General features: G+C 46.4%; 22 protein-coding genes and 1 other RNA gene. 11 read left to right on the top strand and 12 right to left on the bottom strand.

What is annotated here, in order from left to right:
• Window positions 1-1,539, bottom strand: coding sequence for an ABC-F family ATP-binding cassette domain-containing protein (locus tag ACLSU7_RS13695; protein ID WP_413292455.1), 1,539 nt, complete (start codon window positions 1,537-1,539; stop codon window positions 1-3).
• 148 nt (window positions 1,540-1,687) lie between these two features.
• Here ACLSU7_RS13695 and ACLSU7_RS13690 point away from each other — a divergent pair, with 148 nt between their 5' ends.
• The gene (locus ACLSU7_RS13690) at window positions 1,688-2,347 is read left to right on the top strand and encodes a type 1 glutamine amidotransferase (RefSeq protein WP_413292454.1); all 660 of its coding nucleotides are present in this window, start codon (window positions 1,688-1,690) and stop codon (window positions 2,345-2,347) included.
• Window positions 2,348-2,412: 65 nt separating this feature from the next.
• Here ACLSU7_RS13690 and ACLSU7_RS13685 read toward each other — a convergent pair whose 3' ends face one another.
• From ACLSU7_RS13685 to ACLSU7_RS13650, 8 genes are all read right to left on the bottom strand, one after another.
• Entirely contained in the window at window positions 2,413-3,702 is a 1,290-nt protein-coding gene (locus ACLSU7_RS13685; RefSeq protein WP_413292453.1) for a hypothetical protein, read from the bottom strand.
• Between the two features lie 168 nt (window positions 3,703-3,870).
• Window positions 3,871-4,809, bottom strand: a complete 939-nt coding sequence (locus ACLSU7_RS13680; protein WP_413292452.1) for a hydroxymethylglutaryl-CoA lyase — start codon at window positions 4,807-4,809, stop codon at window positions 3,871-3,873.
• A gap of 7 nt (window positions 4,810-4,816) precedes the next feature.
• Window positions 4,817-5,194 (bottom strand): acetyl-CoA carboxylase biotin carboxyl carrier protein subunit, encoded by a 378-nt coding sequence (locus tag ACLSU7_RS13675; RefSeq protein ID WP_413292451.1) that lies wholly within the window; start codon window positions 5,192-5,194, stop codon window positions 4,817-4,819.
• Window positions 5,194-6,690, bottom strand: coding sequence for an acetyl/propionyl/methylcrotonyl-CoA carboxylase subunit alpha (locus ACLSU7_RS13670; RefSeq protein ID WP_413292450.1), 1,497 nt, complete (start codon window positions 6,688-6,690; stop codon window positions 5,194-5,196). Before ACLSU7_RS13670 ends, ACLSU7_RS13675 begins: the two co-directional genes overlap by 1 nt.
• Before the next feature lie 84 nt (window positions 6,691-6,774).
• Window positions 6,775-7,596, bottom strand: coding sequence for an EamA family transporter (locus ACLSU7_RS13665; protein ID WP_413295419.1), 822 nt, complete (start codon window positions 7,594-7,596; stop codon window positions 6,775-6,777).
• A 26-nt stretch (window positions 7,597-7,622) separates the two neighbouring features.
• On the bottom strand, window positions 7,623-8,399 hold the full coding sequence (locus ACLSU7_RS13660; protein ID WP_413292448.1) for an enoyl-CoA hydratase-related protein: 777 nt from the start codon (window positions 8,397-8,399) through the stop codon (window positions 7,623-7,625).
• Between the two features lie 9 nt (window positions 8,400-8,408).
• Complete coding sequence (locus ACLSU7_RS13655; RefSeq protein WP_413292447.1) at window positions 8,409-10,016, bottom strand: carboxyl transferase domain-containing protein; 1,608 nt, start codon at window positions 10,014-10,016, stop codon at window positions 8,409-8,411.
• A gap of 7 nt (window positions 10,017-10,023) precedes the next feature.
• The gene (locus tag ACLSU7_RS13650; RefSeq protein ID WP_413292446.1) at window positions 10,024-10,659 is read right to left on the bottom strand and encodes a DUF4442 domain-containing protein; all 636 of its coding nucleotides are present in this window, start codon (window positions 10,657-10,659) and stop codon (window positions 10,024-10,026) included.
• Window positions 10,660-10,742: 83 nt separating this feature from the next.
• On the opposite strand from ACLSU7_RS13650, the gene ACLSU7_RS13645 reads away from it, so the two are divergent.
• The 7 genes from ACLSU7_RS13645 to ACLSU7_RS13615 all read left to right on the top strand — a co-directional run bounded on the left by ACLSU7_RS13645 (window position 10,743) and on the right by ACLSU7_RS13615 (window position 15,864).
• Window positions 10,743-11,216, top strand: coding sequence for a hypothetical protein (locus tag ACLSU7_RS13645; RefSeq protein WP_413292445.1), 474 nt, complete (start codon window positions 10,743-10,745; stop codon window positions 11,214-11,216).
• On the top strand, window positions 11,216-12,250 hold the full coding sequence (locus ACLSU7_RS13640) for a class I SAM-dependent methyltransferase (RefSeq protein ID WP_413292444.1): 1,035 nt from the start codon (window positions 11,216-11,218) through the stop codon (window positions 12,248-12,250). The genes ACLSU7_RS13645 and ACLSU7_RS13640 overlap by 1 nt, the downstream gene beginning before the upstream one ends.
• Window positions 12,251-12,272: 22 nt before the next feature.
• Window positions 12,273-12,797 carry a GNAT family N-acetyltransferase gene (locus ACLSU7_RS13635; RefSeq protein ID WP_413292443.1) on the top strand — a complete coding sequence of 175 codons (525 nt, stop codon included), beginning with the start codon at window positions 12,273-12,275 and terminating at the stop codon, window positions 12,795-12,797.
• Window positions 12,798-12,926: 129 nt separating this feature from the next.
• Window positions 12,927-13,454 (top strand): hypothetical protein, encoded by a 528-nt coding sequence (locus ACLSU7_RS13630; RefSeq protein ID WP_413292442.1) that lies wholly within the window; start codon window positions 12,927-12,929, stop codon window positions 13,452-13,454.
• Between the two features lie 14 nt (window positions 13,455-13,468).
• A complete protein-coding gene (locus ACLSU7_RS13625; protein ID WP_413292441.1) occupies window positions 13,469-14,299 on the top strand; it encodes an ABC transporter ATP-binding protein in 831 nt (276 codons plus the stop codon).
• The gene (locus tag ACLSU7_RS13620; protein WP_413292440.1) at window positions 14,250-15,068 is read left to right on the top strand and encodes an ABC transporter permease; all 819 of its coding nucleotides are present in this window, start codon (window positions 14,250-14,252) and stop codon (window positions 15,066-15,068) included. Before ACLSU7_RS13625 ends, ACLSU7_RS13620 begins: the two co-directional genes overlap by 50 nt.
• 1 nt (window position 15,069) lies before the next feature.
• A complete protein-coding gene (locus tag ACLSU7_RS13615; protein WP_413292439.1) occupies window positions 15,070-15,864 on the top strand; it encodes an ABC transporter permease in 795 nt (264 codons plus the stop codon).
• A gap of 23 nt (window positions 15,865-15,887) precedes the next feature.
• Here ACLSU7_RS13615 and ACLSU7_RS13610 read toward each other — a convergent pair whose 3' ends face one another.
• The 3 genes from ACLSU7_RS13610 to rnpB form a co-directional block, all read right to left on the bottom strand.
• A complete protein-coding gene (locus ACLSU7_RS13610; protein ID WP_413292438.1) occupies window positions 15,888-16,439 on the bottom strand; it encodes a transposase in 552 nt (183 codons plus the stop codon).
• A 178-nt stretch (window positions 16,440-16,617) separates the two neighbouring features.
• On the bottom strand, window positions 16,618-17,835 hold the full coding sequence (locus tag ACLSU7_RS13605; RefSeq protein WP_413292437.1) for a hypothetical protein: 1,218 nt from the start codon (window positions 17,833-17,835) through the stop codon (window positions 16,618-16,620).
• A gap of 289 nt (window positions 17,836-18,124) precedes the next feature.
• Window positions 18,125-18,507: RNase P RNA component class A (gene rnpB, locus ACLSU7_RS13600), an RNA gene on the bottom strand.
• Window positions 18,508-18,605: 98 nt separating this feature from the next.
• Here rnpB and ACLSU7_RS13595 point away from each other — a divergent pair.
• From ACLSU7_RS13595 to ACLSU7_RS13585, 3 genes are read left to right on the top strand one after another with little or no spacing between them, the layout of a single operon-like run.
• Window positions 18,606-19,097, top strand: coding sequence for a fibronectin type III domain-containing protein (locus tag ACLSU7_RS13595; RefSeq protein WP_413292436.1), 492 nt, complete (start codon window positions 18,606-18,608; stop codon window positions 19,095-19,097).
• Window positions 19,098-19,151: 54 nt separating this feature from the next.
• On the top strand, window positions 19,152-20,357 hold the full coding sequence (locus ACLSU7_RS13590; protein WP_413292435.1) for a DASH family cryptochrome: 1,206 nt from the start codon (window positions 19,152-19,154) through the stop codon (window positions 20,355-20,357).
• Window positions 20,338-20,553 carry a CPXCG motif-containing cysteine-rich protein gene (locus ACLSU7_RS13585; protein WP_142701733.1) on the top strand — a complete coding sequence of 72 codons (216 nt, stop codon included), beginning with the start codon at window positions 20,338-20,340 and terminating at the stop codon, window positions 20,551-20,553. Before ACLSU7_RS13590 ends, ACLSU7_RS13585 begins: the two co-directional genes overlap by 20 nt.

The following is a 20,553-nucleotide window of genomic DNA, read 5'->3' as shown; positions in this document are numbered from 1 at the left end:
CTAGGATTGCAAAAGGCAGACCTCCCTAGATTGAATATTCTCCAGGAATACCGGGTCATGGGAGACGACCAATAAAGCGCCTCGATAGCCCAATAAGACCTCTTCCAAAACCTCGAGGCTTTGCAAGTCAAGATTGTTGGTCGGTTCATCCAGAACCAACAGCTCCGGGGCAGCATCTGCCAGAAAGACTTTCGCCAAACAGAGCTTTAACTTTTCTCCACCGCTCAGGCTTTCAGCTTTCTGATGAACCCGGTCGCCAAAAAACTGAAAGGCCGCAAGTTCATTGCGGATCCACTCGCTTCCTTTGCCACTGACTTCCATGATCGTTTCCAAAACCGTCTGCTCGGGATTAAGAATACTGTACTCCTGATCAATCAGACTGCAGCGCAAAGCACCCACTTTCAGCTCTCCGCGAGTTTCACCCTGAGGCTTTTCACCTTTGCTTAAAAGAAGTTGAATCAACGTGGTTTTCCCAGCTCCATTTTTACCTGTGAAAGCCCAACGCTCGGGTCCCTTCATGTGCAGAGTAAGATTATCAGGCCAAAGCCAACTCTCACTTCCCGGAAAACGAAAATTGAAATCCGACAGAGTGAAAATCAATTTATCCGCAGGCACGTCCGCACCGGGTTCTTTCAAACGCAATGAGGACTGCGTTCGCATACTCGCATAGTGAGCCTGAAAGTTAGCTCCCGCCTGTTCTGCTCGCTGAGATTCATTGGCATTGATTGTTCCCATGGTGACTTGAGCTGCGCGCTTTAATCCACCCACGATGATGCGTGGAATTCCCCCCTTGTCGGCCTGGGCTTGCCCCCGGCGCATGCGCTTTTCCTGAGTCTGAACTTTACTGTGCAGCTCTTTCTCGGTTTTCTTTTTCTCTCGGCGCAGTTGATCTAGCGTTGATTGTTCCTGCTCAATTTCTTGAGCCCTTTGCTCGTGATAAAAAGAATACGACCCGCCATAGACGCGCATGCCTTGATTCGACATTTCCATAATTGAATCCATCATCTCTAAAAGCTCACGATCATGGCTGATCACCAAAAGATTTCCGGTAAATCCTTGAACGAACTCTGTGATTCGGCGCTTGGCTTCGCGATCCAAGTTGTTCGTTGGTTCGTCCAAAATCAACAATCCCGAATTCGTCGCAAGAGCTTTGGCAATACGCACACGTGTCCACTCACCCCCGCTTAATTGCTGAAGTGTCCGATCAAAAGGAATATCCCCTAAGAGACTTTCTTGGGTGACGGCGTCCATTTGCGAGGATTCCCAGATCTCCACCAGGAATTCCCCCACGGTTTGGACAGGACGCTCTTCAATTTGTCGCAAGTACGTGACCAGATGACTTGCATGAATCTCCCCTTCCGTCGCAGGGATTTCTCCCGACAGAATTTTCGCTAATGTTGATTTACCGATACCATTTGGTCCCACCAGACCATAGCGGCCAGCGCCGATAGTAAAACTCAACGACGAAAATAAGCGCAGCCCATTGCTGAACTCAAAGCCGACCTTATGGGCCGTCATTTGAAATATTTGATTTTGCATATATGAATATCCGTCTGCGAACCTGAAAGGTTCTAATAAGAGTTATTAAAAAAGGAATAACGACGGATTTATTTTCTCATAGACGCCAAGGGTTGCCTTGGCCAAAGCAGTATAGCAAAGCCAACTGCAATATGCTAGTATCGGCGGCATGAAAAAGCTTTTGATCATCCAGCACGAATTGGATGGGCCTCCAGGCACAACCTTGGACTGGGCGTCTCAAAATAACTACGCCGTTGAACTTTGGTCTCCCTATTTGGGTGAGCCCGCGCCAACTCGTGTGAACTACGATGGGGCTGTGATCTGTGGCGGCAGCATGGATACCTTCGAGGAAGAAAAGTTCCCGTGGCTGCGCGAAGAGAAGAAGCTGATTCGTGATCTGATCGATAACAACGTGAAGATCTTTGGCCTATGCCTGGGTTCTCAATTGATTGCCGACATCATGGGCGGCAAAGTCCATATTCATGAGCCGGGTTGGGAAATTGGTTTCGTTCCTGTGGAAACAACGGATGGCGAAACTATTCAGGCTTTCCACTGGCATCACTGCACTTTTGATTTGCCGCCTGGGGCAGAACTTTTTGCTACAAACAGCTTCTGTAAAAATCAGGGTTATAAAATTGGTAAGAACATCGTCGCCACCCAATTCCATCCAGAAACGACTGAGGATTGGATCAGAGAGTGCGCAGACGAGGTAGGAACCTCTCACAAAGGGATCGTGCAAAATCGCACTGAGATGCTGGCTGCGCTCCCTTTACAAAAGCCCCTTAAAGAGTGGTACTTCCGTCAGCTCGATAAGCTCTTCAATTCTTAAATTCAAATTCTACAAATAAAAAAGGCCCGGAATTACCAGGCCTTTTTTATAGATTTTCATTCTGATTACATGAAGATGCGTTCGCAGCGTAGCATGTAGTTACGTTGCTTGCCTTGTTCTACCAGCTTCAGGAACTTTTGACCGGCAGGAAGAGCCAACGAGTAACCTTTATTGCGGTACATTCCGCGAGCAGCCGGTTTGCTGTTGTTCACCAACTGAACGCCCGTTTCTCTGTGGAATTCTTTTTCAAATTCTTTAAAGAAGTCTACGCCCCATTGGTTGTAAACCGTCTCTGGCAACCACGAGGGAGCAGTATTTCCATGAAGGATACCCACACCCACAGATGTTGCACCACGAATCAAGTTCGATTGTTCCCAAGCTTGAGTGATATCTGTTCTACCCACTTTATCAAAGAACTCTTGAGTCAAATAAGTATCGCCGTAGTCACGAAGAACGATCTTTCCTGTCGGACGGGATTTCTCATCCAACTCAACCAGGAAATTTTGAGAGTGAGGCGAATCGTAGGTCATACCTGTCAAAGCAAAGAATTCAGCCAAGGCGCGAGCCAATGGTTTATTATAGTGTTCATTCCAATAGCTTGCAGGATCGTTTGATCCATTGAGCTTAGCCAGTTCACGGCCTTTTTGCTCGTGCACGATCGAAAAACCCGGCACATAAGTTTTACCTGAGTTCGTCAAAGTGTCATAAGAGCGAATGATCATACCCTGATCGATGACAACTTCACCTTTTGCATTACGAGTCTCGATACCAAAAGCCACTGGCTCGTCCAGCAAAATGATGTTTTCAAGTTTGGGTTGCGTTTTCAATTGGTCATTCACGAAGTCCGTCATCATACGGATTTGCTTACCGTCGTCCCAGTCCTGGTGTTTATCACGCCAGTGACCGCCCGTTTTATCAGTGGAACCTTTAAAGGAGAACTCAGCGTTCGTCACAGGATCGACGATGATATAGCTGCGGGACGCAGTCATATATCCTTTATAATAGACTTTTTTAATTGGAGTGATGCCATTGTCTTTCAGGAAGTTCGCAATCTCCTGCCACCACTTTGTATCTTCAGGGTTGATAATCCAACGCAGATACTTCACGCCATTTTCTTCATGAATCAAAGAATCAACGAATTTCTCAGGAGCTCGTTCTGCGATATCAGCTTGAATCAAGCTTACGGGAATATCGTAGTGATAGACACTGACAGCTTGATCACTGCGAGTGGTAACCGCGTTGGCTTTAGTTTCCAACGTCACAAGTTGTTGTAACTCCTTACTGATCGCATGCGAGAATGACGCAAGGACCATATTGGAAATAAGGGCAAAGCTAAGCGCGCGGTTAAACTTCATAACGTGCATCTCCTGCGAATAATTTTAAATTCGCAGGACATACTTCAAATAAAATACCAAGATTTGGGAGATTCAAACGGATCTATATTGGATTTGAGGCCCTTTAGATTCGACCAGGAACAAAATACGGCAATCAGTGTTTAGGGCCTAAACAGGGGGTAACCTGCTCTATTTACTGACTTTTCCGAGGGGCTTTAGGGAGCCGACCTTTCCTACTTTTGAAGGAAGTGCATGCTGTATTTTTTCTGACATCCAAGGATCAATCGCAATAAGCTTTTCCAGGTTTAAACCTGTTTTAATCCCCATCCCGTGAAACATATAGACGACATCTTCAGTAGCAACATTACCCGTTGCACCCGGGGCATAAGGGCAACCACCCAAACCACCAAGGCTGGTATCAAAGACACGAACTCCCGTTTCATAAGCGGCAAGAATATTAGCAAGTGCCTGCCCGCGAGTATCATGGAAGTGGCCTGCCAATTTTTTAACTGGAACGACCTTTTTGATTTTCTTAAACAGAGATTGAACCTGACCCACATTAGCTACGCCGATCGTGTCGCCAATGGAAAGTTCGTACACGCCAAGCTTATGCATTCTTTGCGCAAGCTTTACCACACGAGCTTCAGGAACTTTGCCTTCAAACGGACAACCAAAGCATGTGGAAAGATAGCCACGTACTTTGATTTTATGCTTTTTCGCTAAAGCCATCACCGGCTCAAAACGTTTAAAGCTTTCATCGATGGAACAATTGATATTTTTTAAAGAGAAAGATTCAGAACAAGCCGCAAAGATCGCAACTTCTTTTACGCCACTCGCGATGGCATCTTGCATACCGCGTTCGTTGGGAACCAAAACAGAAAATTCAGTTTTCTTAGGAATCTGACCAGATTTTTGCAAGCCAAAAGCTTTACTGACAACTTCTTTGGTTCCTGCCATTTGCGGAACCCATTGCGGAGAAACAAAGGCGCCGATTTCCACACGCTTTGTTCCAGCATCAATCAGTCGGCGAGCGAATTCAACGCGTGTGTCGGCATCCAAAACGACTTTCTCGTTTTGCAAACCGTCTCGTAATCCCATTTCCACAATCGCAACTGAATTCTTAGCCATAAATTTTCTATTCAGCAGAAGGTTTGATTTTCACAAGTGCTTTACCTAAAGCCACTTGTTCGCCAACAGCACAAGAAATGTTTTCAACAGTTCCCGCGATATCGCACTTAAGAGTGTACTCCATTTTCATCGCCTCCATCACCAAAACTGCTTGGCCAGCCTTCACTTCCGCACCAGCCTGAACCAGAATTTTTGTAACTTTACCCGGCATCGGAGACATCACCGTGTCAGAGGAGCCGCCAGTCCCTGCTTTCTTACGTGACTTTCGTCCTGTCCCTGCGTCCATCGTGAAAGTGCGACCATTTGCATGAACCCACAAAGTTCCCGCAAGCAATTGCACTTGAGCTTTGTGATCAACTCCGTTGATACGTACTTTGACTTCCATTAGATACCTCTCCAGTAAGTCATCCATGGGGATGCACTAGCAGATGCTGTTTCAACCGCTTGCTGAGTTCCGCGAGCTTGAGCCAAGGCTGCTGCTGCGATTTTCTTTTCAGCTTCCGTTAGTTCAGGTTCTTTGATCGGATCCGCGAAATAAGTTTCGATGAATCTTGTCGTCATCGTACCCATCACAAATTCTTTATGGGACAAGATCTCGATCAAATATGGAATATTAGTGTGAACACCGAAAACGACAGAGTCTTTCAGCACGCGGATCATTTTTTGAATCGCGCGAGGGCGGCTCTCATCCCAGACGATCACTTTCGCAATCATGGGATCATAATAAGGCGTGATTGTGTCGCCAGAATCAAAACCATATTCATAACGACGACCAGGGCCCTCTGGCCACTCCACGTGACCCAATAAGCCCGTGCTTGGTACGCCACCCAAGAATGGATTTTCTGCATAGATACGGCATTCGATCGAATGACCACGCGGAACGCGGATCATTTTTGGATCATGAATGTATTCACCCTGCGCTGTCAGGATTTGCATTTTCACCAAATCCACACCCAATACTTCTTCAGTCACCGGATGTTCAACTTGCAAACGAGTGTTTACTTCTAGCAAATAGAATTCACCGTCTTGCAAAAGGAACTCAACGGTTCCGGCACCTTTGTATTTACCCAAAGTCGCAATCGCACAAGCAGCCTCGCCCATACGGCGACGAAGTTCTTCCGTCAGTGAAGGCGAAGTCGCCTCTTCGATGATTTTTTGGTGACGACGTTGCACGGAGCACTCACGGTCAAAGAAATGCACAACATTTCCTGTCGCGTCTCCGAAGATTTGGAATTCAATGTGCTTGGCACGATCCAGGTATTTTTCCAGGAAAACTTTTGGCGAACCAAAAGCAGATTGAGCTTCACGCTGAGCCGATTCAATCAACTCTGCCGCTTCTGCGGAGGACTTGATCAATTTCATACCACGGCCACCACCACCGGCAGCCGCTTTGACGATCACTGGGTAACCAATACGTTCTGCTTCCGTGATCAAGTTTGCAACCTGTTGGTTTTCACCTTGATAACCAGGCACCAATGGCAATCCTGCTTTTTTCGCAAGCTCCTTACAGTGAACTTTATCACCCAAAGAGCGAATCGCTTCGGCGGATGGTCCGATAAAAGTTAAACCCGCTTTACTAACAGCTTCTGCAAAATCAGCATTCTCAGACAAGAAGCCAAATCCTGGGTGAATTGCTTGCGCGCCACCAGCCAAGGCTCCGTTGATATTCGCTTCGATATTCAGGTAACTTTCAGCAGTCGCTGCGGGACCAATACAGATGGTTTTAGTCGCCATTCTGTAAGCTCGAGAATTGATGTCTGCTTCCGAGTGCAAAAGAACCGTTTCGATTCCCAACTCTTCGCAAGCTTTGATGATACGAACCGCGACTTCTCCGCGATTGGCGATAGCGATACGAGTGAATTTTCCAGGCATTTTCGTCATGGTGCAAAAGCTCCAATTTAAGAGCTTTATCTATATCGACGAATCCCACTCAAGGCAATGAAAAGACGGCAATTTTTGCCTCTGCTACGGCTGAACCGGGGGGTCCACTTGACGCCCCGTTAAGGCACTTCCACAGGACGCGACAATAACACATAAAATAGCTAGAATTTGAGTTCCGGTAAGCACCTCCCCCAAGAATACAAATCCCATTAAGGCCGCAACTGCGGGTTCAAGACTCATTAAAACCCCAAAAGTCTTTGAAGGAATTCGTCTTAATGCGATCATTTCTAAAGAATATGGAAGAGCGCTCGAGAAAACTGCCACAGCCAAAGCCATCAACCAGATTTGCCCCGAATATTCCGTCAGTCGCAATTGCGGAATCGATGTTGGAGACACCGTGATCGCGGCAGCCAACATTCCCATCGCTGTCGCTGTTCCACCTTTAATATGATGACCCAGTTTTTTTCCGAATATAATGTACAAGCCCCAAAAGGCCCCCGCACCGAGCGCTAATAGAACCCCCACAACATCGATGCTTTGAGAAAAATCTGAATGCGGTAAAATCAAAACAATTCCGCACGCTGCAACAAATGCCCATACTAAGTCCAACAACTTTTTCGATGCAAACATGGCGACAGCTAAGGGGCCGGTAAACTCCAATGCAACAGCCACTCCCAACGGGATTCTTTCCAGCGCCAGATAAAACAACAGGTTCATGGCACCCAAAGAAAATCCATACAGGGCCACGGCCGTTAAAGATTTTTTGGAAAACTTATGCTTCCACGGCTGATATATCGCGAGCAATAGAAGCGCCGAAATCCACACACGTAAAAACGTCGTAGCCTGCGGACCTAATACTGGAAATAATTGTTTGGCAAATGTGGCGCCTGCTTGAATGGATACCATCGCAATCAGCAGGCAAAAAATCGCTTTTAACTTCTCCAAGACGGTTCACGCTTTTCCAGGAAGGACTTCAAACCTTCCTGACCTTCATCGCTAGCACGACGTTCAGCAATCAAATGAGTTGTGCGATCACGCTGTTGTTCCCAAGTCATGTTCGCGATATCGTTCAAAAGTTTTTTAGTTTCACGAACCGCTTCAGGTCCACCTTGTTTGTAGTTCGCTAAAACCTTTTGCAAAACATTGTGACCTTCTCCCGCTGGGCAAACATCCGTTACCAGACCTGCTTGCTGCGCCACTTGCGGGTTGAACACGACACCTGAAAGCATCAAAGGACGAACTTTACCAGGAACAGCTTTTCGTTGTACGAATGCGCTGATGACAGCCGGAGCGATTCCCAACTTCACTTCACTGAAACAAAATTGAGTGCCTTCTTCTGCAATAACTTCGTCACAAACCGCAACCAAACCCAAAGCACCACCAAAAGCGGCGCCATGAATTAAACCGATCACCGGCAAAGAGCATTTAGCGATAGTTTCAAACATGCTGAAAAGGCGCAAAGAATCTTCACGATTTTGATGGTAAGAGAAATTCACCATTTCTTTCATCCAGTTCAAATCCGCCCCTGCACAAAAGGATTTACCCTCTCCCTGCAGAACGATTGCGCGAAGATCCGTACGAATTGCCAATTGATGAAATGTCTCTGTAATTTCAGAAATCATTTCTGGATTAAAGGCGTTACGTACATCGGGCCTATTCAATTTCACATAGGCCACGTGATCCATCTCAACGGTGTTAATAAAAGTCATGAAGCAGTCCTACATTCTGAATACGCCTTGAGATTTTTCACCCCAAGACTTGTTAAGGCTGGCAGCAATGCCCAACCCCAAAACTTTGCGAGTATCTGCAGGATCGATGATGCCATCATCCCACAAGCGAGCAGATGAGTAATACGCAGAGCTTTCATGTTCATATTTTTCAAGTGTTGGACGCTTGAACTCTGCCTGCTCTTCGGTTCCCATCGTTTGGCCTTTGGCCGCCATCTGATCCAATTTGACAGTCAACAACACGTTGGCAGCTTGTTCACCACCCATCACGCTGATTTTAGCATTCGGCCACATCCACAACTGACGTGGTTGGTAGGCGCGACCGCACATACCATAGTTTCCAGCTCCATAAGATCCACCAATCACGACTGTGAATTTTGGAACATGGGCATTGGAAACCGCCATCACCATTTTAGCACCGTGTTTCGCGATGCCCTCGTTTTCATATTTTTTACCAACCATGAAACCTGTGATGTTCTGCAAGAAGATCAAAGGAACTTCACGTTGCTCACACAGTTCAATAAAGTGGGCCGCTTTCATCGCGCTTTCGCTGAACAATACACCGTTATTCGCGATGATACCGACAGGCATTCCGTAAATGTGTGCAAAACCAGTCACCAAAGTTTTGCCGTACAATGCTTTGAATTCGTGGAATCTTGAACCATCCACGATGCGTGCGATAATTTCACGGACATCAAATGGCACACGGCTGTCTTTGGGAATCACCCCATAAATTTCTTTTGCATCAAACATGGGTTCTTCAGAAGGCAGGATCTGCATTGTCACAGTTTTCTTGTGATTCAAATGCGCAACGATCGAACGTGTGATTTCCACCGCGTGTTCGTCGTCTTCCGCAAAGTGATCTGTCACACCTGAATTTTCACAGTGAACATGAGCTCCACCCAATTCCTGAGCGTCAACCACTTCACCAGTGGCCGCTTTCACTAAAGGAGGACCGCCCAAAAAGATCGTGCCGTTTTCTTTGACGATAACGGTTTCATCACTCATCGCTGGAACGTAAGCGCCGCCCGCCGTACAGGAACCCATAACGACTGCGATCTGTGGGATCCCTGCAGCTGACATACGTGCTTGATTATAGAAAATACGACCGAAATGATCACGATCCGGAAAAACATCGGCTTGCATTGGCAAGAATGCGCCACCGGAATCCACCAGGTAAATACATGGCAGGCCGTTTTCAAAAGCGATCTCCTGTGCGCGCAAATGTTTTTTCACTGTCATCGGGAAGTAGGTTCCACCTTTAACAGTCGCATCATTCGCAACGATCACACATTCAGTTCCATGAATCACACCGATACCCGTAATAACACCGGCACCAGGAGCTTGGCCTTCATACATATCCCACGCAGCCAACGTTGAAAACTCCAGGAAAGCTGTTCCGCCATCGACCAAAGCTTCAATGCGCTCACGCGCCGTCATTTTGCCGCGAGCTTTGTGTTTTTTCGTGGCATCTGCACCACCGCCCTGTTTAACCAGCTCAACTCTTTCTCTCCATTCGCCGACGACTTTTAACATCGCATCGCGATTTGCTTTAAAATCAGAGGAATTTGCATCAATGTGACTATCAAGAATTTCCATAGAACCTTTACTCCGCCGAATTACCGAGCGCTGGAGTGTGTTTTAACTTTAACTGCATTTGCACAGAACCCACGGCCTGGTCGTTCTCATCAAAGATCTGTACGTCAGCCGATGAACCAGCCTCGCGTCGATCCCTAAGATCGGCCAAGACCACTTCCCGGGTATTTTCCGCCAGCTCCATTCGCAATCTGCAGTCACCTGTTTGCACTTTAAAAAACTCAGATTCAATTCGCGTAACAGCAATCTCGAAATTTCCCATGGGAGCATGACGCATCCACAGGATTTTTACGGCCTCGATGGCAGCACTTATAATCGCGCCTTCGTGCATTTGTCCGATCTCATTCATGTTGCGAGTGCGAGCCGGAATCACAACTTCGATTTGCGTATCCTTCAGACGAGAGATGCGTAATCCCATCCCTGCAGAAAAAGGCCTAACGATATCAAGCGCATAACCCAGCGCAGCATGTGATGCCTTAGGAGAAACCTCTTCCAAAAGAGCGGCCAGGTCAGCGGCGTTCAGACGAATTCCGCGGTCTTCCAACTGAGATTTAAGACCGTCTTTAGCTTGCTGCAGCTGCTGACGCAGGTTTTGTTCAAGCTCAATTCCCTTAGACATTAAGATTGTCAGCCATTGTTGGTTCATGAGATATCCTTTTCCCTACGAGTATTGAAAAATCTACGATATCATGCTCCGATAAAGACAAGAATTTTTCAAAAGGAATCGGAATGAAGAAAATTGTAAGCCTGGTTGTTTTCGTTGCTGCTTTGGTTTGGACTTGGAACGTGATTCACACGAACGAAGCTATCGGCTTCGAGACGCACGCTGGCATCCAAACAAAATTGGCTGAGTTGATCAAAGCAACTTTGACTGCAAAAAAACCAAACGCGAAAGATTTGAGAATCGAAAAGCTTTGGACTGAATCCATGAACGACAACAAAGTTCGGGCCGTGTTCGCATACAAATTCAGCGAAACAAGCGAAGCTGGCGAAGCATTGGAACAAATCATCGAGGGCGAAGCCGTTCTTCACCGTGAACCTACTGAAGACAAAACAGACAAATGGACTTTGCAGTCGGTTAAAACAACAAACGATATCGTTGTTTTCTCTGAAGGCTCCACTGTAACACCTGACACTGTAACTCCTGCTGAAGCTACTCCGGCGGCAACGCCTGCGACGACTCCAGCTCCTGAACATCACTAATGGCCATTCCTAATCACTTTGTTCAAATTGATGAAGAGGGATTTTGTGTCAGTCGCGAAATGCGCATTCAAGATCCCAACTCCGGCCGGGAAATCCTGGAAAATCTGAAACTTCATCAAGGCGGAACATTGTTGAGCACCTTCGGCGACACTCCGGTGATCGTCGAAGCCTTCGACGAACCCCTGATCGCCTTGCAAATCGATAAAAATGATTCTCACTGGTCTATTCGCTGTCCTTACGACACCGAATTTTCATTCTCATTGGACAGCCTGTCTTTGGATGAGTGGGATCGCTTTCATGGATATACAAGAGATCACATTCCTTTCGTGATGTCCCGTAAAGCCCAAGCCGCATTCTTTAACATGGTCGATGAGTTCGACGATGACTCAGTCACGGTGGATGGCAAAACATATGAAGTGCCACCCTATTGGAATTCTGAAACTGATGTCGAAAAAGAATCTTTTTGGAGCCAAATCTATAAGCGCGAAGAAAATCCGGGCTGGAATTTGGGCGAGCCCGCAGAAGCTTTGAAAGACATGTTTCAGCGATTGAAAATCTCCCGCTCGCGTATCCTGGTTTTAGGTTGCGGCGAAGGACACGACGCTGCTTTCTTTGCAAAAGCAGGCCACGTGGTCACAGCCGTCGATATCTCCCCGGTCGCTCTGGAAAGAGCTAAAAAACTTTATGGCCACATGGAGAATCTGACTTTCGTGGAAGCAGATCTGTTCAACCTGCCTCGCAATTACGATGCGGCCTTTGATATCGTTTTCGAACACACTTGTTACTGCGCAATCAATCCGGAACTGCGCCAGGATCTGGTGAAAGTCTGGAATCGTGTTCTGGCCGAGGGTGGCCATTTGATGGGTGTTTTCTTTGCGATGGAAAAACGCCAGGGCCCACCATTCGGTGGCAGTGAATGGGAACTTCGCCAACGAGTTAAAAACAATTACATCCCTATCTTCTGGGGGCGCTGGCAAGCCTCACTTCCCAATCGCCAAGGGAAAGAATTCTTCGTTTACGCCAAAAAGAAATAGTTCTTAGTTAAAGAGGTCGTCCATGCATATTGAATTCACTCAAGCTGATGAGAGTCATGTTGAAGAGCTGGTTAAATTGATCAACTCCGCTTACCGCGGCGAAAGCTCCAAAAAAGGCTGGACGACAGAAGCTGATCTTTTGGGTGGCCAACGTGCAGATGAAGACGGAATTATGGAATTGATCGAGCGCGAAGGCTCCATCATGTTGATCGCGGAAGACGACGATACCGGCAATCTTTTGGGCTGCGTTCACTTGGAAAACCACGACGGAAAATGTTACCTGGGAATGTTGACTGTGGATCCCACGCTGCAAGGTCAAGGCATCGGTAAAATGCTGATCGACGAGGGCGAAGCTATCGCTCAATTCTGGGGCTGCACACATTTGTATATGACTGTGATTTCCGTTAGAACAGAGTTGATCAAATTCTATGAAAAGCAGGATTTCCGTCTGACAGGCGAAAAAAAGCCTTTCCCTTACGGCGACGAACGCTTCGGAATTCCCAAAGTCGACAATCTAGAATTCGTAGTCCTCGAAAGAAAAATTTAGGTGCCAGGTCCTGTTTACGTGTACGGCGCATTAAACGTGATACCCGTGCATGAATTGCATAATAACTTCTCTTCTATGTATTAAAAGTTTCCCTCGTTTGGGCCTATCTTTTAGGCATTCGAGGTGCTTATGTTTGCAAAAATTGTTGTCGCAGCGGTTTTAAGTCTTTCAGCGCCTTTGGCATTTGCTGATCACATGGGCCCGAACGGTGACAAGTTTTATGACGAGGCCGCTCACTTCACGAATGCTTGCTCACAAGGTCCGTGCAAAGCACCTTACTCTGCCATGTTGGTTTACAGCGCAACTCCAAGATTAAATAAATTAAGTCCTCAACAAACTGACATGCTTCGCGCAGTTGCGAACTATCAAGCGCAAATCTGGGGCGACACAATTCTGGAAGGTGACTTCCATTCTGCAGGTCGTACACGTTTGGATTCAGCTGTGGTGTACTTTAAGGGTGATCGTGTCGCTGGATTCAAAATCCGCTATTCAGAAAAAGCCTGGAATACTTCAGACTGCGCATTTGATGGCAGCAAAGATTCCCTGAAAAGCTGCAAGGAAGGTCGTATTAGCGAGGAAAGCTATGTTTCCCCTGATTTCCAAACTTTCTTTACTGACGAGGACCGCCAAGCTGGCTTCTCTTTGGGCTTGAACTAGTCTATGATCGCCGAATGGCGATAGTAATTGAAACTCAAGATCTGACCCGCGTTTATAAAAGCTACCAAAAGCCCGAGGGATTCACGAATTCCTTGAAAGGTTTTTTCAATCGACAATACCAGGAAAAAGTAGCCTTAAACAAAACCACACTACAAATTGAATCTGGCCAAATCGTGGGACTTGTCGGCGCGAACGGTGCTGGCAAAACGACTTTGCTAAAAATGCTATCCGGCCTGGTCACACCTACTGGCGGAGAAGCGAGTGTCCTGGGGTATCGCCCCTGGGAGAGAAAAAATGAATTCCTTCGCCAGATCAGCATTCTATTAGGGCAGAAAAATCAGTTGTGGTGGGACATCTCCCCCGCCGATTCCTATGCATTGCTAGCGCGAATTTATGATCTCGATCCCACAGCTGCTCGCAAACGTGTCGCCCACTTGGCAGAGATGCTTCAGTGCACGCACGTTCTGCACACTCAACTTCGCCGTTTGTCTTTGGGTGAGCGTATGAAGATGGAAATCATCGGCGCACTTTTACATGAACCCCAGATTCTATTTTTGGATGAACCAACAATCGGTTTGGATATCGTGGCGCAGGAAACGATTCGTGAATTCCTGGATCAATACGTAAAGGAAAAAGCGCCGACGATTATTCTTACCAGTCACTATATGGATGATATCGCGCAGCTGGCTGACAAATTACTTCTGATCAGCAAAGGCAATATCGTATACCAAGGCAGCGTGGATGAATTCGTTGCTAAATCCAATCAAGAACTAGCTCAAAATGAAGAGGTCGATTTTGAAGAAGTCATTCGCCGTTTTTTGGAAACGGAATCTCGCGTTCGCTAAGCTCGCGATTGTTTCCAATCTCGAGTACAGGCTGAATTATTTCGTCGATGCTGTTTTGCAGCCGGCGCTGACAACAGGAATTGAAATTCTGCTGTGGATCGCTGTATTTCGTGGAGCTGCCACAACTGAAATCGCAGGATTCAGCAGAGAATACTATTTGGCTTATGCCTTGTGGGGCGCTTTCTTTGCGCGTATTTGCACCAGCTGGATGTATGAATTCCGCATGATTCAAGAAATTGATTCAGGCAGCATCAATGCAATTCTGACTCGTCCGATGACGTACTATGAATATTATTTCTCACAGTTGATGGGTTATAAGTTCATTACGACTATTGTGTCCATGGTCATCCCGATTTTAGCCGTCATCATCTTTGCATTGCCTACGAAATTCGAAAGAATGCCCATGGCTTTTGCGCTCGAATTTTATTATCTGATCCTGGTTCATTCGATCAGCTTCGTGGTTGCGGCATGCGCATTTCATTTGAATAAAATCTATTCCTTCACGGGAGCAAAGAATCTGGCGCTGTGGTTATTAACAGGTGAACTTTTTCCTCTAGATTTGATGCCTGAACCTTTAAAATCCATCGTGATCGCACTTCCATTCAGCTCGGGAGTTTACGTTCCAGTTGGCTACCTGACGGGTCGCTTGGAAATCGCCTCCGTTTATCAATCCTTCATTTCAGTGACGATTGGTATTGTCGTAGTGAACATTATCGGTGCTGTGATCTGGAAACGTGGACTGAACGCATACACGGGAACGGGAGCTTAAGATGGCAGTGATTAAAAAATACTGGTTCTTATATTTATCCATGTTCCGAGCGAGCTTCATCGCCGATCTTGAATACCGCGTGAATTTCCTAACTAGAATCGTGACGGATATTTTCTGGTACATCGCTCAAATTATGACCTTTGAAGTCTTGTTCCTGCACACGCCTATGATCGGAGCCTGGAATCAGGCCCAGATGCGCGTTTTCCTGGGAGTGGTCTTCGTGGTCGATGCTTTATACATGATTATCCTGTCGGAAAACCTGGATCAATTCTCCGAAAAAGTCAGAAAAGGCGATTTGGATTTGCTCTTGGCAAAACCGGCAAACTCGCAATTCATGATCAGCATGCAAAAAGCCTGCACTCCGGCGATAGGTAATCTCGGGATTGCCACAACTTGGTTCGTGTATAGCTTGCTGCAATTACCTGACTTTGAATGGATGCGCTTATTCTGGTTGATCCTGCTTATTCCCTGCGGATTGATCGCCTTGTATTCCATGCGATTCATGATGGCAGCAACCGCGGTGATCTTCGCCCGCTCTGAAAACCTGCAATTTATTTGGTACCAAATCTACAGATTAGGCATGCGCCCTGATTCTATTTACGTACCGTGGTTGAAATGGATGCTATTAACAGCATTGCCCGTGGGAGTAATCGCCAGCGTCCCGGCAAAAGCATTGTTAGAACCTCCCCCATACGAACTGTTCGCGTGGGTCGTAGCCCTATCAGCGATCCTGATCTACATCACCAACAAGTTCTGGAAATTCGCACTGAAGTCCTACTCCAGCGCCAGCTCCTAAAAGGTGCCAGGTCCTGTTTCTTGTTACAGCAAGTCATTCTCACCCAAGAGTGGCTTGTTCGTAATCCGATCTTTTCTAGATTTGAAGTATTGGTGCCTAACTCCGAATTTGAAGCCTTCCAGCTTCGCGGGATCAGGACACGAATTCAGCCATCGAAGCGTTCCGTTCTTATCTGAAAAAAGTGTTGTGTCTTCACCTAATGGAAATTTTGCGGGTGATAGATTTAGTTTCATTCGCAAGGAACTAAACTCGTAATCTTCCACTTTTTCGCATGCTCCCGCCGTAACTGGATTTCGATAGTTGTACTTATAGGCATTTAAATAATAGTTGTGGTGTTGCAAAATGCATTTGTAATGACGTCCCGCAAACGTCTCATTGATTCTGTTTCCCGCTCTTGTCAAACGCCGACTCGATCGATACATGAATTGTTGCATACACTGACTAATGTTTGCATCTGGCGTGGAAGCAATCAGATGAAAGTGATTACTCATCAGCACAAAACTATGAATCAATAAGTTATGTTCTTTAGAAGCATGCGTGAGTTCCTCACAAAATATTTCCCACACTTCATGCATTGGAAGATTAAACCACTCCCGATTAATACATCGTGCGCTTATATTATAAGGAAAAACTGACTGTAAGATTACTTTGGCTCTGGGCATGCAGAATTAACTCTGCAAAGACGAGGAAAGTCCGAGGCGTCGATGAAAACATTTGGAAGAAGCACTGCGTCCGTAAACAGGACCTGGCACCTTAAATGCCGAGTTGGAGCCAGGAGAGGATTTTGTCGAAGATCTTCATGTGCCATGGCTTCGCGGGAAGTTCGTTGCGGGATTTTTGTGCGTAGTATTCGAATAGATTTTTAAAGTAACCATTGTACCAGCTGGATAGCAGGTGTTCTTTGTCATAGCGAAGACTTTTCCCTGCCGTCAAACGCTGAGGTTCAGTGACATAAACGCGAAGCTTTCCGTCGACGTCGTGGTTATGCATGCGCGCGTACCATTTTTCGATGGAGACGGCTTTGCCAAAGAATGGATCGATAATCCACCAGCCGCCTTCCGAGTTTTTAACTGCGGTCGCCACATGGAAAGTCCAAACAGTATCACCAACCAAAGCTTTCATCTGACCAACAACATAGACTTTGCGAATAGAAGCGTTGTCGACTCCCATGCGCAAAGATTCCAGGTGAGAGTTCATCGCACGACCAAAGCAAAAACCCAAATGCCCGCTTGGATCATATTTTTTAACATTCAACAAACGAGTCACTGGATTGCGAGTCACTTCTTCATAGATATATTTCGCTTCAGAAGCATTGATAGAATTCTTACGACCTGTACCCGGATTTAGAGTAGAAATTTTCTGCATCTGCAGAAGGACTTCCGCATTCAAAGCCGTCGCCTGTTCCGGGGTGACCTTCGCTTGATCAGCATAAAGATTTTCAGCCGCATAACGAGTCAAAGAATCATTCACAAGTTTTGAACCTAGCAACCCCACACGCTCTGACAACGAAAAGCCAGCAAGTTCTAAAATACGATCCTTGCGAGCAATCTGCTCTTTCGTATAATTATCACCAAAGCCCGGAAGAGTTTCATTCAAACCCTTTTCAGTGCGCCCTAAAGCCCGAGCAAACTGCAAAGCCGTCGCCTCTTGATCAGAGACCTTACGATCCAAAAACAATTCCACTTCACGCTTTTGCAAAACATCATGAGTAGACATAGCCGTTAACAATTTAAAGAAATCTTTTTGCTCAACCAAATTCAATTCAGATCGCTGATTCACCACGCGATCCACCAAATCCATCTGCGAATCCGTCAAAACACGATTGAACTCATTCTCCAGCACATCGCGAGTCGCCCCATAAACCGCCGAAGGCCCCAAACCAAAAACAGCCTCACAACGGCTCTGACCCCGAGCAAAGCTGACAAAAAACATAACTCCAAAAATGACGATGAAGCCGCGACCGAAAGACATGGTTTTCTCCAATACCCCAATTGAAGCAATCCAAATGCCAAAAAACCCGCCAAACTATGAGATTTAAAGGAAAATAACTGAACACACCCTATACAAAGTCCCCAAAAACGCGAGCAGCAAGCAAAGCGAGCTGCAAGCCAGTCCCCAAAAGAACGGAGCAAAATCACCGAGAAAAAAACGATCGAAAAGGGGTCAGTGGCAAGGCGCTAGGAGGAAGGCGTACAATCAGTACGCCGACGACGCAGCAACGAAGACAATGGCCCCTTTGCGGTCGTTTTTTAGAAAGTGGGATTTCGGTTTTGCTCTAAGCCGGATTCTGTCCTTTTCACCTGGTCCCATGATTGTCCCGGTAAAAATGGATGATCATTCCTCTAGGAGCGACATTACTGTCGCCCTCAAGCGATCTTACCCGGTGGCTACGGACTGGCCGTCCTACTAATGCCACCCTATTTGATCTTGCTCCGCGCAGAGTTTGGCTGTTTTCACTCCGGCGGCTCCCCTGACCCTCCCGTTCCCGGTGTCAGGCTCAATGCCCCGGACATTCTCTCTGTTCCACTGTTCCTTACATTACTGTAGAGGGGCGTTACCCCTTGCGCTGCCATATGGAGTCCGGACTTTCCTCCCTAATATCAAGTATTTGAGTATTATTAGAGCGATCATCCGCAAAACCGAAGGGGATTTTTAACACCCTCCAGCAAAATTCGCAAGAGGGTTTTCTTCGCCCCATATTTATTTTACTTTCAACTCACTGACTACAAAAGGAATTTTATATGAAGATCTTCGCATCTCTTATCGTGTCTGCTTTGACCCTGGCTTTGACTGCACCTGCTTTCGCAAGTGAAGGTCACACTGGTCCTAATCACCACACTAAAGAAGAACTTGGCCAAAAAATGAACGAGTTGTTTCCACCGAAACAAATGAAAGTTGAATCTCAAACGATTCCAGCAAAACCTGAGCTTGCAAGCCCAGAGTATTTCGCTGCAGTTAAAGGCGACACAGTTACTTTGAAATGGAAAGAAGCAAAAGACGCGCAAGAGTACCACGTGCAAGTTGCGACTGATGCAAATTTCAAATGGTTGGTTGCGGATGACCAACACGTTAAAGCAACTTCATTCGATGTAGCAAAACTTGAAGCTGGAAAACACTACTTCTGGCGAGTGGCATCTGTCAGACCAAACAACTGGAGCACATTCCGCAAATCTTACTTTGCGACTTCTATGTTCGAAACTCCAGACGCTGCTGCCGCGGCACCTGCAAAATAGCACTCTCTGACGAATCAAGTTCGTCGTCTAAATAGGCCCTCATATACTTCTTTTATGAGGGCTCTTTACTGGTTCCGCAACGATCTCCGATTACATGATAATGAAGCACTGACGTGGCTCTGCCAAAATGCGCAGCAAGCTTTGTTCGTCTATTCGTATCCACTGAATTTCAGCCGCGCCGGGAAATTTCGTCGCAAGTTTCTGTTAGAGACTTTGGCAAATCTGCAGAAAGAAATCGAGGATCGTGGTCACAAATTGGTGATCACCTATGCTCACCCAGAAGAAGTTCTGCCCAATCTGATTCACAAATATAAAATCGACACTTTGGTTTATACCGAAGAATACACTCCTGAAGAGTTGCGGGAAGAAAAACAAGTCACACACCGAATTGTTCTTGATCGAATTATGCCTTTTGATCAAAGAACACTTTTAAAAAAATCAGCTCTGCCCTTTCCATTACTGGATCTGCCAAACAACTTGGCGGAGTTTCAGGTTCTTTTAAGCACAAAACATCCTGAAAAGGTTTTGCCGATTCCTTTAGTATGGCCCGATCCGATCAAAGCTGATGAATTTGAATTGGATTTGAATCGCGAACTTCGCATGTTCATCACTCCCTCCCGATTCATCGGTGGAGAGTTGCAAGCCCTCACGCGACTGAAAGAATTTATCTGGGACAAGGATCTTCTGCGAAGTTTTAAAGATGGATACTCTGAGCGGGTGCACTTTGATGACAGTTCAAAATTTTCGCCTTGGCTTTCTAACGGCAGCCTTTCGCCGCGAGTGATTTATTGGGAAGTCAGAAATTACGAGCGCGAACGAACCGCCAACGACTCTACTAACTGGATGATGATGGATTTGCTTCGTCGCGATTATTTCAAGTACTACGCACTGAAACTTGGACCTTTTTTGTTTCAGGCGGATACCAATCCGACTCATCAACCGTTGGTGGATGATCGACTTCAACAGGAACTTTTCAAAAGCTGGAAATTAGGTTCTACGGGCAAAGATCCCATCGATGGGAGCATGAAAGAGCTGAATGAAACAGGTTTTATCTCTTACCGCAGCCGCCAAGACGTTGCGAACTTCCTGACGGAAAACCTAAGCCTGGATTGGCGTTGGGGCGCACGATACTTTGAAGAGATGCTGATCGACTATGATGCCGCCAGCAACTGGGGAAACTGGAACTATATAGTGGGAGTCAGCGAAGTCTCCTCCCCAACAAAAAATCACGGAGGATTCTATGAGCAACCCGGAATTTGAAAGCTTTGATAACGCCGAGATCGAACAATTCTTTCAATGCCCTTATTGCCGTACGGCTATATCAATGTTGGTTGATATATCGGAGCCAGGGCGTCAAACCTACGTTGAAGACTGTGAAGTCTGCTGCAAGCCGATTCAAATTACCTACTCTGCGGATCAAGGTCGCCTGGTGGATTTTTCAGCTCATCGGATCTAA

This window comes from Bdellovibrio sp. HCB185ZH (assembly GCF_047302455.1).
Classification (GTDB): domain Bacteria; phylum Bdellovibrionota; class Bdellovibrionia; order Bdellovibrionales; family Bdellovibrionaceae; genus Bdellovibrio.
This window is presented reverse-complemented; position numbering and strand designations above follow the sequence as displayed.